This is a genomic window from Rhodococcus sp. 14-2470-1a, from assembly GCF_002259425.1.
GTDB lineage: Bacteria > Actinomycetota > Actinomycetes > Mycobacteriales > Mycobacteriaceae > Rhodococcoides > Rhodococcoides fascians_E.
The window spans coordinates 70,785-84,896 of the sequence record NZ_NPFZ01000026.1 but is presented as its reverse complement, the minus strand read 5'-3'; the positions used below and the strand labels follow the sequence as shown (position 1 = coordinate 84,896).

At 66.1% G+C, this 14,112-nt stretch carries 12 protein-coding genes and 1 tRNA gene; 9 read left to right on the top strand and 4 right to left on the bottom strand.

Annotation, left to right across the window (positions count from 1 at the left end):
• Positions 1 to 295 precede the first annotated feature (295 nt).
• Positions 296 to 378: transfer RNA gene (locus CH292_RS14550), tRNA-Leu, on the bottom strand.
• 179 nt (positions 379 to 557) lie between these two features.
• Between CH292_RS14550 and CH292_RS14545 the strand changes: the two genes are divergently transcribed.
• From CH292_RS14545 to pknB, 7 genes are all read left to right on the top strand, one after another.
• Positions 558 to 1,997 (top strand): DUF3662 and FHA domain-containing protein, encoded by a 1,440-nt coding sequence (locus CH292_RS14545; RefSeq protein ID WP_094655088.1) that lies wholly within the window; start codon positions 558 to 560, stop codon positions 1,995 to 1,997.
• A 154-nt stretch (positions 1,998 to 2,151) separates the two neighbouring features.
• Entirely contained in the window at positions 2,152 to 2,616 is a 465-nt protein-coding gene (locus CH292_RS14540) for an FHA domain-containing protein (RefSeq protein ID WP_020112263.1), read from the top strand.
• On the top strand, positions 2,613 to 4,067 hold the full coding sequence (locus CH292_RS14535) for a PP2C family serine/threonine-protein phosphatase (protein WP_094655087.1): 1,455 nt from the start codon (positions 2,613 to 2,615) through the stop codon (positions 4,065 to 4,067). Before CH292_RS14540 ends, CH292_RS14535 begins: the two co-directional genes overlap by 4 nt.
• A complete protein-coding gene (locus tag CH292_RS14530) occupies positions 4,067 to 5,524 on the top strand; it encodes an FtsW/RodA/SpoVE family cell cycle protein (RefSeq protein WP_026347777.1) in 1,458 nt (485 codons plus the stop codon). Before CH292_RS14535 ends, CH292_RS14530 begins: the two co-directional genes overlap by 1 nt.
• Positions 5,521 to 7,008 (top strand): penicillin-binding protein 2, encoded by a 1,488-nt coding sequence (locus CH292_RS14525; RefSeq protein ID WP_019665033.1) that lies wholly within the window; start codon positions 5,521 to 5,523, stop codon positions 7,006 to 7,008. The genes CH292_RS14530 and CH292_RS14525 overlap by 4 nt, the downstream gene beginning before the upstream one ends.
• A 7-nt stretch (positions 7,009 to 7,015) precedes the next feature.
• On the top strand, positions 7,016 to 8,488 hold the full coding sequence (locus CH292_RS14520) for a serine/threonine-protein kinase (RefSeq protein ID WP_179277977.1): 1,473 nt from the start codon (positions 7,016 to 7,018) through the stop codon (positions 8,486 to 8,488).
• Entirely contained in the window at positions 8,485 to 10,419 is a 1,935-nt protein-coding gene (pknB, locus tag CH292_RS14515; RefSeq protein ID WP_019665035.1) for a Stk1 family PASTA domain-containing Ser/Thr kinase, read from the top strand. Before CH292_RS14520 ends, pknB begins: the two co-directional genes overlap by 4 nt.
• A 194-nt stretch (positions 10,420 to 10,613) precedes the next feature.
• Here the strand turns inward: pknB and CH292_RS14510 are convergent, their stop codons facing one another.
• Complete coding sequence (locus CH292_RS14510) at positions 10,614 to 11,255, bottom strand: aminodeoxychorismate/anthranilate synthase component II (RefSeq protein WP_019665036.1); 642 nt, start codon at positions 11,253 to 11,255, stop codon at positions 10,614 to 10,616.
• A gap of 29 nt (positions 11,256 to 11,284) precedes the next feature.
• On the bottom strand, positions 11,285 to 12,040 hold the full coding sequence (locus tag CH292_RS14505) for a DUF881 domain-containing protein (protein ID WP_019665037.1): 756 nt from the start codon (positions 12,038 to 12,040) through the stop codon (positions 11,285 to 11,287).
• A gap of 275 nt (positions 12,041 to 12,315) precedes the next feature.
• Between CH292_RS14505 and crgA the strand changes: the two genes are divergently transcribed.
• Positions 12,316 to 12,579, top strand: a complete 264-nt coding sequence (gene crgA / locus CH292_RS14500; protein WP_019665038.1) for a cell division protein CrgA — start codon at positions 12,316 to 12,318, stop codon at positions 12,577 to 12,579.
• A 57-nt stretch (positions 12,580 to 12,636) separates the two neighbouring features.
• Positions 12,637 to 13,119: a PH domain-containing protein gene (locus CH292_RS14495; RefSeq protein ID WP_170947521.1), complete on the top strand. Its 483-nt coding sequence runs from the start codon at positions 12,637 to 12,639 to the stop codon at positions 13,117 to 13,119.
• A gap of 39 nt (positions 13,120 to 13,158) precedes the next feature.
• Here CH292_RS14495 and CH292_RS14490 read toward each other — a convergent pair whose 3' ends face one another.
• Positions 13,159 to 14,070, bottom strand: a complete 912-nt coding sequence (locus CH292_RS14490) for a rhomboid family intramembrane serine protease (protein WP_037140852.1) — start codon at positions 14,068 to 14,070, stop codon at positions 13,159 to 13,161.
• Positions 14,071 to 14,112: the final 42 nt, after the last annotated feature.

The following is a 14,112-nucleotide window of genomic DNA, read 5'->3' as shown; positions in this document are numbered from 1 at the left end:
ACAAACGATAAGTCAGCACCTAGGCCAACCTGCAAATAAGGTAAGCCTATTCAGGCTTTCTACCTGGGCTTTTACAATTCCCTGACCCCCGCATTGCGCCCCCCTGGCTCGCTCGATGATCGTTCGAACTCGAAAAATACCCTCATCGGCCCGCGTTCGCGGCGAGTTCTGCGGTACTGGAAGAGGATCCGGTAATTACACGGAGGAAATTTCGATCCGATCGGACGCGTCCTGGACGCACTACCCCGAAAATGACTACTGGCCGCAGCGAGTGAATCAGCTGCGGCCAGTGTTGTGGGCGGAGGGGGACTTGAACCCCCACGTCCCGAAGGACACTGGCACCTGAAGCCAGCGCGTCTGCCATTCCGCCACCCGCCCGGGCGACCGGTGAACATTAACACGCAGATATCGCTGCATGAAAATCGTGCCCGTTCGTCGGCCGACTGCAGCACCGACAGGCTCCGAGCGGCAACGTATATCATGCTGAGACGACGACCTGTAGGCGACACGCGCCTGAGGCGCAATCCAACGAAGCACGACCGGGAAGTGAGGTCACCATGGGCATTGTCCAGCGTTTCGAGCGAAAGCTCCAGGGCGCAGTGGGCGACGTCTTCGCCCGAGTGTTCGGCGGCGGTGTCGTTCCCCAAGAGGTCGAGGCGGCACTTCAGCAGGAGGCGTCGGACAGAGTCCGACCACTCGACGGTGGTCATTATCTCGCCCCCAACAGCTATGTGATCACCATCAACAGCTCCGATCACGAGGAACTGGCCGCGGACCAGGACCTGACCATGAAGGCATTCTCCCGCCACCTGGGCGACTACATACGCGATCAGGGCTGGCAGACGTACGGAGAGATCGTGGTTCGCTTCGAGCCGTCCCCTACTTTGCACACCGGCCAGTTCCGGGCCAGTGGTTCGGTCGACCCCGATGTGGGACGATCACCGACTGCAGCCGGTGCCGCGCCACAGAAACCTGCAGCACCCGGTCCGCGACCCCCGCGCCCGTCCGCCCCACCTAAGTCGACATCAGGAGCCGGCCACATGACGCAGAACCCAGGTTACGACCCGCAACGCGACCCGGCCGACGGCTCTCGCCCCGACCCTCGCGCACGCGGCGGATACCCGGCGCCGGGTCAGGATCCTCGGTACGCACAGCAGAACGGACGCGATCCGCGCGCAGCAGCAGACCAGGGCTACCGCAACGGTGCGCCGTACGGAGGCGGCTACGGCGCCCCGGCAGCACAGGCACCCGTCCAGGAGGGTCAGTACGACCCTCAGTCCTACGGCCAGGGCCACGACGACCAGGCGTACGGCGACCAGCAGTACGCAGATCAGGGCTACGACCAGCAGTATCCGGATCAGGGATACGACCAGCAGGCATACGGCCAGCAGACGTACTCGGATCAGAACGGGTACGAGCAGGCAGGGCATGAGCAGGCTGCACGTGATCAGGGCGGCCAGGCCTACTCCGATCCGTCGTACGGACGCCAGGGTTACGACCAGCAGGCATACGGCCAGCAGAACTACGGCCAGCAGGCATACGCGGACCAGGGCTACGACCAGCAGGCGTACGCCGAGCCCGCCGGATACCAGCAGCCCGCGTACGACTACCCGCCGCAGCAGAACGGGTACCCCCAGGGCCAGTACCCCACCGCGGGGTATCAGCAGCCTGCCTACGGTTACGACGAGCCCGCGTACTCCGACAGCCAGGGCCTGACGGCAACGCTGCAACTCGAGGACGGCAGCGGACGGTACTTCCAGCTCCGCGACGGCCAGAACATCATCGGCCGTGGCCAGGACGCTCAGTTCCGTCTCCCGGACACCGGCGTGTCCCGCCGGCACGTCGAGATCCGCTGGGACGGCCGGGTGGCGATGCTCTCCGACCTCGGATCCACCAACGGAACGACGGTCAACGGATCACCGGTCCAGGATTGGCAACTCGCCGACGGCGACGTCATTCGCGCTGGTCACTCGGAGATCCTCGTCCGCATCGTCTGACGCACCTCACCCGTATGGTGATCGACACGCGCAGCTTCCCCTTAGGATGCTGCGTGAGACGTCGTGTCATTACGATCGCTGGCGACTCGGGGGGAGATCCCGGCGTGCGCCCGCGACGCCGACCAAGTACGACCTGCGAAGGAGGTGGACGGCTGTGCAGGGCTTGATTCTGCAGTTGACCAGGGCAGGCTTTCTGCTGTTGTTGTGGTTCTTCGTCTGGGCCGTACTTCGCACGCTTCGCAGCGACATCTACGCGGCGTCGGGAATGCGGATGCCTGCGCGGTACTCGGGCGGGTCGAAAGTTCTCCCGTCGTTCAACAAACAGAAGGTTGCCAAGAATCTAGTGGTGACACAGGGCGGTCTCGCCGGAACACGAATTTCACTCGGTACCCAGCCTGTTCTCATCGGCCGCGCGGACGACTCCACGCTCGTGCTGACCGACGATTACGCGTCCACTCGCCACGCTCGAATCTCGCCACGCGGCGGCGATTGGTACGTCGAGGATCTGGGTTCGACCAACGGGACCTACCTCGATCGCGCGAAGGTGACGACGGCAGTTCGAGTTCCGCTCGGCACGCCGGTGCGTGTCGGTAAGACCGTGATCGAGCTGCGCCCGTGACACTGGTACTGCGATACGCCGCCCGCAGTGATCGCGGCTTGGTGCGCTCGAACAACGAGGATTCCGTCTACGCCGGTGCGCGTCTTCTCGCCCTCGCCGACGGCATGGGCGGCCACGCGGCAGGCGAGGTGGCGTCGCAGTTGATGATCGCCGCACTCGCGCACCTCGACGACGACGAACCGGGCGACGACCTCCTCGGCAAGCTCGAAGCCGCGACGCGCGAAGGCAACGCGTCCATCGCCGATCAGGTCGAGGACGAGCCCGAGCTCGACGGCATGGGCACAACCCTGACCGCAATTCTGTTCGCAGGCAGGAAGATCGGGCTCTGCCACATCGGCGACTCCCGCGCCTACATGCTCCGCGACACCAAGCTGACCCAGATCACCCGCGACGACACGTTCGTCCAGTCCCTCGTCGACGAGGGCAGGATCACCGCCGAACAGGCACATACGCACCCGCAGCGTTCGTTGATCATGCGCGCGTTGACCGGCAACGAGATCGAGCCGACGCTGACCGTGCGGGAAGCGAAAGCCGGAGACCGTTATCTCCTGTGCTCCGACGGATTGTCCGACGTCGTGAGCGACGAGACCATCGAGAACACGATGAACGAGGGTGATTGCGCGTCGTGCGCGGACCGCCTCATCGAATTGGCGCTGCGCAGTGGCGGTCCGGACAACGTGACCGTCGTCGTCGCCGACGTCGTGGACATCGACTACGGGCAGAGCTCGCCCATTCTCGGCGGCGCAGCCAGCACCGAGGACGAGGAAGACGCTCCGCCGCCGAACACGGCAGCCGGACGCGCCGCGGCCATGCGCCCACCCCGGACCACTCCGAAGCGGGTGACGACGCCTGCACCGGTGCCGGAGAAGAAGTCGCACAAGCTGCGGTGGACGCTCGTTGCTCTCGCCGTCGTCGCATTGCTCGTCGGCGGCGCCTTCGTCGCCAATGCGGCCATCCGTGGCAACTACTACGTGGGCGAGGACAACGGCCGCGTCGCCGTGATGCGCGGTGTGCCCGGTTCGATCCTCGGATACTCGTTGCAATCCGTGCACAGCATCGGATGCCTCGGCGACGAGGGGGCACTCACGTTGAGCGCACCCGACACCGTTCCCGCCGACTGCACCGTCTTCCAGGTCGACGACCTCGCTCCTGCCGCACGTGAGCAGGTGCGCGCGGGGCTGCCGTCGGGCAAGCTGGACGACGTCGACAGTCAGATGAACCGCCTCGCCTCGGGAGATCTTCTCCCGCCGTGCGACGAGGTCGCCTCGACGACGAGCCAGACCACTCCGTCGCCGACGCCCGCCGCGCCGCCCGCGTATCCGGCGGCACCTCCTGCACCGCCCGCAGACCCGGCCGCGCCGCCTGCCGATCCTGCTGCGCCGCCGACCACGACCACTCCGGCACCCACGGTCACCCAGTTGCCGGGTCAGAACTGCAGGACCGGTACTTGATGAGCTCCAATCCATCTGTGGGGGCGTCCTTTCCGAGCCCACCGGGCGGATTCGCGCCTGCTCCGGTCCAGTCCAATCGCCGCAACATCGAGTTGCTTCTGCTCGGTATCGCAGTGCTCATCACGACGCTGTCGCTCGTTCTGGTGGAAGCGAGCCAGGAACAGGCGATCACGTGGGATCTGGCGAAGTACGGTCTGGCGTACCTCGCGCTGGTCACAGTCGCTCATCTGGCCGTACGTCGGTTCGCTCCGTACGCCGACCCGCTGCTGCTGCCGATCGTGGCGCTGCTCAACGGGCTCGGATTGGTGTTGATCCATCGACTGGATCTCGCGGACCAGCAGTCGGCTGCGTATCTGGGACAGGAGATTCCGTCTCCCGACGCCAACCAGCAAGTCCTGTGGACAACCCTGGCCATCGCCGGCTTCATCGCGCTCCTCGTTCTCCTCCGCGACTACCGCACCCTCGCCCGGTACAGCTACACCGTCGGATTGTGCGGTTTGGTGCTGCTCGCCATCCCAGCCGTCCTGCCATCGGCGTTCTCCGAGGTCAACGGTTCCAAGATCTGGATCCGGCTGCCGGGGTTCAGCATTCAGCCGGGCGAGTTCGCGAAGATCCTGCTGCTCATCTTCTTCGCGTCGCTGCTGGTCGCCAAGCGTGAACTGTTCACCACCGCCGGCAAGCACTTCCTCGGCATGGACTTCCCCCGCGCCCGCGACCTGGGGCCCATCCTTCTGGTGTGGATCGTCTCCGTCGGTGTTCTCGTGTTCGAGAAGGACCTCGGTTCGTCGCTGCTGATCTTCGGCACCGTGCTGGTCATGATCTACATCGCGACCGAACGCGTCGGATGGCTCATCATCGGTTTCGGCCTGCTGCTCGTCGGGTTCCTGTTCGCGTACCAGGTGTTCGGCCACGTCAAGATCCGTACCGACACGTGGCTGCACCCGTTCGACGACTACAACGACACCGGCTACCAGATCGTCCAGTCGATGTTCAGTTTCGCCACCGGTGGTCTCGCAGGAACGGGCCTCGGCAGCGGACGTCCGTCGCAGGTGCCGTTCGCGAAGACCGACTTCATCATCGCGGCCATCGGCGAGGAACTCGGCCTCATCGGACTCACCGCGGTGCTGGTCCTGTACCTGGTCTTCATCATCCGTGGTCTGCGGACGGCGTTGGCGGTGCGTGACAGCTTCGGCAAACTCCTCGCCGCAGGCCTGTCCTTCACCGTCGCGATCCAGTTGTTCGTCGTCGTCGGCGGCGTCACCAAGCTCATCCCGCTCACCGGCCTCACCACGCCGTACCTGTCCTACGGAGGATCGTCGCTTCTCGCCAACTACCTGCTCGTCGCCCTGCTGATCAAGATCTCCGACGCCGCACGTGAACCCGCGACGCCGAAGAAGAAGCCGGCACCGGCCGCCCCCATCGCCGAGGCACCGACCGAGATGGTGAAGCGCTCATGAATACTCCGCTCCGTCGCGTCTCCGTCGCCGTCATGGTGATGGTCGTCGCGCTGCTGCTCAACGCCACGTACCTGCAGGTCATCAAGGCCGACGACCTACGGTCCGATCCACGCAACTCCCGAGTCCTGCTCGACGAGTACTCCCGCCAGCGCGGTCAGATCTCGGCCGGCGGCCAGGTCCTCGCCGCGTCGATCGCCACCGACGATCGGTACAAGTACCTGCGTACCTACCCACCGAACCAGTTGGCGCCCAACAGCCCGATGGCCAACGCCCCGATCACCGGGTTCTACTCGATGCTGTACTCGAGCACCGGCCTCGAGCGGACCGAGGATCAAGTACTCAACGGCTCCGACGACCGCCTGTTCGGTCGCCGCCTGTTCGACCTGATCTCCGGACGCGACCCACGCGGCGGCAACGTCGTCACGACAATCGATCCCGTCGTCCAGCAGGTCGCCTACGATCAGCTGTTCTCCCGCGGATACACCGGATCGGTCGTGGCGATCGAACCGTCGACCGGCAACATCCTCGCGATGGCCAGCTCGCCGAGCTACGACCCGAACCTGCTGGCCAGCCACGACGGCGCGCAGACCACCGAGGCCTGGGACGCACTGAACGCCGACCCCGCGAAACCGCTTCTGAACCGCGCCATCTCGGCGACGTACCCGCCCGGGTCGACGTTCAAAGTGCTCGTCACCGCCGCGGCCCTCCAGAACGGTGCAACACCCGACGACCAGTTGACGGCGGCCCCGACCATCACGCTGCCCGGCACCGAGACCACCCTCGAGAACTACAACGGAAGCACCTGCGGCGGCGGCCCGACGGCGACGCTGCGTGAGGCCTTCGCGCGCTCGTGCAACACCGCCTTCGTCGAGCTCGGTATCGCAACCGGCGCCGACGCACTGAAGGACACGGCGAGCGCATTCGGAATCGGCAGCGAGACGACGTCGCTGCCGCTGCCTGTCGCGGACAGCACCATCGGCCAGATCCCCGACGATGCCGCCCTGGGTCAGTCCAGCATCGGACAGCGCGATGTCGCACTGACGCCGTTGCAGGACGCGGTGATCGCGGCGACCGTCGCCAACTCCGGTGTACGGATGGACCCGCACCTGGTCAGCCAGCTGCAGTCCCCTGACCTGTCCAACCTGTCGACGACGGTCCCGCAGTCCGCAGGCGAGGCGATCAGTCCCGAAACCGCGAAGACGCTCACCGACCTGATGATCGGGTCGGAGAACAACACCGGCGGCGAAGGCAAGATCCCGGGCGTGCAGATCGCGTCGAAGACCGGAACCGCCGAGCACGGCACCGATCCGCGGAACACACCGCCGCACGCCTGGTACATCGGGTTCGCGCCCGCCGACAATCCGAAGATCGCAATCGCAGTAATCGTCGAGGACGGCGGCGACCGCGCCCTCGCCGCAACCGGTGGGTCGGTCGCAGCTCCGGTCGGTCGCGCCGTCATCGCTGCCGGATTGCAGGGGAGGTGACCATCTCGTGCCACTGAAGAACGGTGCAGTCATTGCACAGCGCTACCGCCTGCTACGACTGATCGCGACAGGCGGAATGGGCCAGGTGTGGGAGGCGATGGACAACCGCCTCGATCGCAAGGTCGCCGTCAAGGTGCTCAAGGCCGAGTTCTCCGAGGACCCGGAATTCCTGCAGCGCTTCCGTTTCGAAGCCCGGACCACCGCCCAGCTCAACCACCCCGGCATCGCGGGTGTCTACGACTACGGCGAGACCCGCGACGAAGCAGGCGAGTCCCTCGCGTACCTGGTGATGGAACTCGTCAACGGCGAGCCCCTCAACGCCGTCCTCGGACGCATCGGCCGGCTCCCCCTCGGCCATGCCCTCGACATGCTCGAGCAGACCGGGCGTTCACTGCAGGTCGCCCACACCGCGGGAGTGGTACACCGCGACGTCAAGCCGGGAAACATCCTGATCACCCCGGCCGGCCAGGTGAAGATCACCGACTTCGGAATCGCGAAGGCCGTCGACGCCTCCCCGGTCACGAAGACCGGCATGGTGATGGGCACCGCGCAGTACATCGCGCCGGAACAGGCCCTGGGTGAGGAAGCCACCTCGGCATCCGACGTCTACTCGCTCGGAGTCGTCGGGTACGAGGCCTTGTCGGGGACACGCCCGTTCGTCGGCGACGGGGCTTTGACGGTCGCGATGAAGCACGTGCGCGAGACACCTGCCCCGCTACCCGCCGACCTCCCTGCAGGCGTCCGAGAGCTCATCGAGATCACGATGGCGAAGGACCCGGCACAGCGCTACGCCAACGGCGGTGAATTCGCCGACGCCGTGGCCGCTGTCCGCGCGGGCCGGAGGCCGCCCGCGCCCGGTACCAGCCGGGGACCCGGCACGGGTCGAGTGATGATGCCGGGCGTCGTACCGGCGCCATCGCCGACCAGCACGCAGATGATGCCGACGTCGCAGAACCGCTACACCGGCCCACAGACAGGTGCCGCTGCGCCTGCGGTACCCGAACAGACCGGCATGTCCTCGGCGCAGAAGGCCCTCGCCTGGGGCGGCGGAGGTCTGCTGCTCCTCGCGATCGTCATCGGAGGGTTCGTGCTGCTGAATCGGGAGGACGAAACTCCCGCGCCGTTCGTTCCGCCGACGACGTCTCAGCAGCCGGTCACGACCACGACGACCACCACGGAGCCGTCCACCACCACGACCGAGCCGACGACGACCACCACGGAACCGACGACCACCACCACCACGACGACCACGACGGAACCGACGACGACCGAACCGACCACCACCTCGGAGACCACGCCGACGAGCCGCGGCGGGATCACCATCCCGTCGTTCACGTTGCCGTCCATCCCCGGAATCGGCGGCGGCCAGGAGGAAGAACCTCAGGCGTCGGGCACCACGGACGGCGCCGCCGCAGCGGACGAATTCTCGGATCGACCCCCCACCGATCGACCCTTCTTTGATCGACTAGGACAGCCATGACGACTCCCCGCAACCTCTCGTCCCGCTACGAGCTGGGCGAGATTCTCGGATTCGGTGGCATGTCCGAGGTTCATCTCGCGCGCGACAACCGCCTCGACCGCGACGTCGCCATCAAGGTCCTGCGTGCCGACCTCGCCCGCGACCCCACGTTCTACCTGCGTTTCCGTCGCGAAGCCCAGAACGCGGCCGCACTCAACCATCCCGCGATCGTCGCGGTCTACGACACCGGTGAAGCCGAGACGGAAGCAGGACCGCTTCCGTTCATCGTCATGGAGTACGTCGACGGCAGCACACTGCGGGACATCGTGCGCGCCGAAGGTCCGATGCCCGCCAGGCGCGCGATGGAAGTCATCGCCGACGTCTGCGCTGCGCTGGATTTCTCGCACCGCAACGGAATCGTCCACCGCGACGTCAAACCGGCGAACGTGATGATCAACAACGCCGGCGCCGTCAAGGTCATGGACTTCGGCATCGCCCGCGCCATCGCCGACAGCTCGAGCCCGATGACGCAGACCGCCGCCGTCATCGGAACCGCGCAGTACCTGTCGCCGGAACAGGCCAGGGGCGAGCAGGTCGACGCACGGTCGGACGTGTACTCGCTGGGCTGCGTCCTGTTCGAGATCCTCACCGGGGAACCGCCGTTCAAGGGTGACTCGCCCGTCGCCGTCGCCTACCAGCACGTCCGTGAGGATCCCGAGCTTCCGTCACGCGTCAACCCAGACGTTCCGCGCGAACTCGACTCGATCATCCTCAAGGCGATGGCCAAGAACCCCGCCAACCGCTATCAGTCCGCCGCGGAGATGCGTACCGATCTGGTCCGCGTCCTCGGTGGGCAACGCCCCAGTGCACCGACCGTCATGAACGACGAGGATCGCACCACGATCCTCGGCGCCATGGACGCACGTGCACCGCAACCACGAGCGAAGGCGACCGCCGACTCCGCCGACAGCACGAGCACCGGGCGCCACGCGGACTCCGATGACTCCGAGCCGCGGCACCGCGGCGTCAGGATCGCCCTTCTGTCCGTCGCGGCACTGGTGATCGTAGGAATCGTGGGTGCGTTCCTGTGGTCTCTGGGCCCCGGCTCCTCACCGGACCGCGTCGCGATCCCCGACGTGTCCAACCTGTCCGCGTCCGACGCCGAAGCACGCCTCCAGGAGGCCGACCTGCGGGTCGCGATCCAGGAGAAGCCCGACGCCACCGTCGCATCCGGCGACGTCATCACCACCAGACCGGGCGCAGGCGCCGAAGTGGACTCCAAGAGCACCGTCAACCTCGAGGTGTCGACCGGACCCGAGCAGGTTCAGGTGCCGCAGTTGACCGGCAAGACCGAACAGCAGGCCGCACAGGCCCTGTCCGCGCTGGGCCTCGAACTCGACGGCACCCGCGCACGTGCACCGTCGACGCCGGAGAACCTCGACAAGGTCGTCGAGCAGAATCCGTCGTCGGGGGTCGGCATCACCGTCGGATCGTCCGTGAAGATCACCCTCGGCTCCGGTCCTGCGCAGATCCGTGTGCCGGACGTCGTCGGCCAGCAGGTCGCCGTGGCGCAGCCGAACGTCGAAGGCGCCGGATTCAGAGTTCAGGTCGAGAACATCGACTCGAGCCAACCCGTGGGAGAGGTCGTCTCGACCAGCCCGGCAGGTGGGTCCAACGCAGTCGAAGGTGACACCGTCACCCTGCGAGTGTCCAACGGCGACAAGATCCCGATGCCGGACCTGCTCGGTCTGACGGTGTCCCAGGCACTGTCCGCCCTCGAGTCCGCAGGCTGGACCGGCACGACGTCCAACATCAGCACCACGACCGAGGTCCAGCTCGACCCGACCGTCGTGAACCGCATCGTCAATCAGGCCGAACCAGCCGGGTCGGAAATCACCAAGACCCAGACCGTCAACGTCACGGTCGGCGCCCTGGGAATTCCGGGGCGCTGACGTCCGCTCTCGTTCACACACGGCGAGCGGGCAAAAACCTCCACTATCGGGGCGAAAAGTGCACGTCCTGCCGACTTCGGCCGAACAGTGGAGCAAAATGCCCGCCGCGGTGCGTGCACGTACGGATTCGAGCGGCGGGATGTGCAGGTTGGTTCGACGGGCGCCCGATGGCCGTCACATCGGCACGTTCGCTGCTACCGAAACGCCAGCGCTACCTCGGCCTCGAGCCGATCCACCAACGCGTCGTCGGCTTCCGCCCCGCATACCTTCAACCAGTTCGCCAACATTCGGTGCCCGCCCTCGGTCATGATCGATTCCGGGTGGAACTGGACACCGTGGATCGGAAAGTCTTTGTGCCGCATGGCCATCACGAGACCCGAGTCGGTTCGGCCCGTCACCTCGAGCTCGTCGGGAATGGTGTCGGCAAGCACCGTCAGCGAGTGGTACCGAGTAGCGGTGAACGGTTGCGGCAGCCCTTCGAGGACTCCGATGCCATCGTGATTCACCGAGCTGGTCTTGCCGTGCAGTAGTTCCGGCGCGCGGTCGACCGTCGCACCGAACGCGGCCCCGATCGCCTGGTGCCCGAGGCACACCCCCAACAGAGGGGTCCTTTCCTTCGCGGCGGCGGTGACGAGATCCATCGTCGCTCCCGCACGCTGAGGAGTGCCTGGTCCCGGGCTGAGCAGAATGCCGTCGAAGTCGCGGGCCACGGCATCGCGGTCGTCCAAGCGCGGATCGTCGTTGCGCCACACCGTCGCGTCGACTCCGAGCTGGCCCAGGTACTGGACGAGGTTGAAGACGAAGCTGTCGTAGTTGTCGACGACGAGGATGCGCATGCGCCCCAGAATAGGTCACGGCCTGTCGGTCATCCTGGCTGGGCGAACTGCAGCCGGAGAGACCCCTGGTATGCGGGCACCGTCAGATCGTCGGAGGCTCCGACGGTGAGACCCAGGCCGTATCGGACCGAGTACTGGCGAAAGAGTTGCACACCCGGCTCGGCGTCGAGAGCGGCGTTCAGTGCGGCCGCGTCGCCCAGCGCGGTGACGATGTACGGCGGGCTGTACGTCCGCCCGCCCAACAGCAGCGTGTTTCCGATGCACCGGGGTGCGACATTGCCGGCGACCCGCTGGTCCTGCATCGCGATCGCGGTAGCGCCGCCGGACCACAACGCGTTGAGAACGCTCTGCACATCCTGTTGATGGACCACGAGATCGTCCGGGGATGCGTCCGAGGCGTACCGCCCGTCGCTTCCCCTCGGTGCATCGGTCAGCGTCACCACGACTCCCGGGCCCGACTCCGCCTCGAGCCCGGCAGGCGCCAACAGTGGGCCGACGCCGGCGAGCGCGTCGGCGACGTCGGAGTCTCCGGCACCGGCTTCCCGCTGGAGTTGCTCGACCTGCGCCGCCAGCTCGTCCCGCGTGTTCTCGGCCTGGTCCGCATCATCCTGAGCTGATCTGACCAGCGTCGACAGGCGTGTGGTGTCGGTCCGACGGATCTCGTCACCGCTGGAGAACTGCCGCGTGGTGGACAACAGCACACCGACGAGAAGGCACACGACGACCACCATCACCTGCCACGCGCGTGACGCGAGCACGCCCGAGCGGTCGTTGTCCGAAGCCATGAAATCCTCCGGTGCTCTCCCCAGCGTTTCCGCTGAGCTAGCGTGTACAGGACATGTGCACGCAGTTGGGCCTTCAGGCTGCCGTGATCATGTGACAGCACCGAACGCTACCTGCTCGGGGGATCTCCGCGGGCCGCAAGGTCACGCAGTGGCGACTCGGCCGTGTTCATCCACAGGCCGGTCCGCGATTGTCCACAGCTGTTCACAGTCCGGTATCCACAGGCACCGCTTCCGTGCACACCCAGACGAAGACCGCGACGACGAAAGGGCGAGGAATGCCGAAATCGAAGGTACGCAAGAAGAAGGACTATGTGATCGCTCCCGGGACGCGTACGCCCGGTTCGGTGGCGTCGGGCCCGTCCAGCCCGTTCTACGTTGCCGTGATGCTCGGATTCATGCTGGTCGGGCTCCTGTGGCTGCTCGTCTACTACTTGGCCGCCGAGGACATCTCGTGGATGAACAGCCTCGGAGCATGGAACTTCCTGATCGGCTTCGGGTTCATGGTGGTCGGTCTCGTCATGACGATGAAGTGGCGATGACGGCGTCGCCCTACCGTCGTCCTGCCGATCTACTTACACACATGTTATTCATCCCCAATGTGGATAAAGCCTGTGGATGAATCGGGCAGCCATCCACAGAATGTGGACAACTTGTCGTGGGCGACGCCCCTGCCTGCGGTGATCGCACTGACCGTCGGCGGGTTTGCCCTGCTCGTGGCCGCATTTCTCACCGACAACGATCCAGCGGGCCGCGTGCTGATCTCGATCGGCGCCCTGGGCCTGTGGATAATCGCCGGTCTCGCTGCGTATCAGCGACCGCGCCTGTGGATAGATTCGGCGGGACGGCTGTCCGTGAAGCGGTTGTCCGGCATTCACACGTACACGCGCGACGAAATCTCCCGGATCACGCTGGTGCCGTACCCCCGGCTGGGACGTCGCGTTCCGATGCTCGAGCTGAACGTCCGCCACCCGGGCGAGGACGACGATCGACTCGTGATCTTCGGCCGGTGGGATCTGGGGACGAGCCCCCAGAACGTGTACGACGCCCTCGAGCAACGCGGATTCGTCGAGGAGCGCTGACAGCACTCCCGACACCGGCCCCCGGAGACAGGCAGAGCGTCAGAGGCCCATTCGGGACCGGAGGTCGAGCACCCGGAAGGCGATGACCGCGAGCGCCACCACTGCGACCGCGGCTACGGCCGCCCATCCGAGGTAGCTGCGGGTCCGACGGTTCTGCACCCGCGCGGGAACGAACAGAATGCCCGCCGTCGCGAGCGCACCGGCGACCAGGCCACCCATGTGTCCCCACAGCGAGATGCCGGGGATGGTGATGCTGATGACGATGTTGAGGCCGATCACGACCAGCGCAGGCGTCGGGCTCCGGCGGAGTTTGAGCAGGATGATCGCCTGTGCGCCCAGTAGGCCGAAGATGGCACCGGATGCGCCGACCGTCGCGGTGAACGGGTCCTCGAGCAGCATCACCGACGCACTACCGCCGACGAGAGAAACCACGTACACCGCGATGTAGCGGGTCTTTCCGAGGATCGCTTCCACGTCGCGACCGATGATGTACAGCGCGAACATGTTGACGAGCAGGTGAATCAAGCCGTAGTGGAGAAATCCGCTACCGATCAGCCGCTCGTAGTCTCCGAGCGCGACGGCAGGCGGAAACAAGGCCCAGGACTCGTACAGCGACGACGCGCCGGTGTTGTCCATGACACTGCGGGACTGCAGGGCCGTCGCCGCGAACGCCAGAACGTTCAGCGCCATGATGACGTACGTGACCAGACCGTACGTCGAGTCCGCAGACCCGCCGGCGACGGTGCGTGCACGACGGACCTGCGCGTTGCCTGCGCGTACGCAGTCGACGCAGTGCTGCCCGACGGCCGCTGCCTGCAGGCACTGTGGACACGCGGGACGACCGCACCGCGAGCACGCGAGGCCCGTGGGTCGGTCAGGGTGTCGGACGCACCTCGACTGAGGTGGAGTGGGCTGATCGCCGTACGCGCCACCCCAGCCGGGGTTCGTCATCTACCGATGCTCCTCTTCGAAAAAGAGTTGAAACTCGAGGTA

What these genes read in the sequence shown, in the direction of transcription:
- CH292_RS14545 (WP_094655088.1), top strand. Translation starts at nt 558, where the DNA reads ATGGGCATTGTCCAGCGTTTCGAGCGAAAGCTCCAGGGCGCAGTGGGC.
- CH292_RS14530 (WP_026347777.1), top strand. Translation starts at nt 4,067, where the DNA reads ATGAGCTCCAATCCATCTGTGGGGGCGTCCTTTCCGAGCCCACCGGGC.
- CH292_RS14525 (WP_019665033.1), top strand. Translation starts at nt 5,521, where the DNA reads ATGAATACTCCGCTCCGTCGCGTCTCCGTCGCCGTCATGGTGATGGTC.
- pknB (WP_019665035.1), top strand. Translation starts at nt 8,485, where the DNA reads ATGACGACTCCCCGCAACCTCTCGTCCCGCTACGAGCTGGGCGAGATT.
- CH292_RS14510 (WP_019665036.1), bottom strand. Translation starts at nt 11,255, where the DNA reads ATGCGCATCCTCGTCGTCGACAACTACGACAGCTTCGTCTTCAACCTC.
- CH292_RS14505 (WP_019665037.1), bottom strand. Translation starts at nt 12,040, where the DNA reads ATGGCTTCGGACAACGACCGCTCGGGCGTGCTCGCGTCACGCGCGTGG.
- crgA (WP_019665038.1), top strand. Translation starts at nt 12,316, where the DNA reads ATGCCGAAATCGAAGGTACGCAAGAAGAAGGACTATGTGATCGCTCCC.
- CH292_RS14495 (WP_170947521.1), top strand. Translation starts at nt 12,637, where the DNA reads ATGTGGATAAAGCCTGTGGATGAATCGGGCAGCCATCCACAGAATGTG.
- CH292_RS14490 (WP_037140852.1), bottom strand. Translation starts at nt 14,070, where the DNA reads ATGACGAACCCCGGCTGGGGTGGCGCGTACGGCGATCAGCCCACTCCA.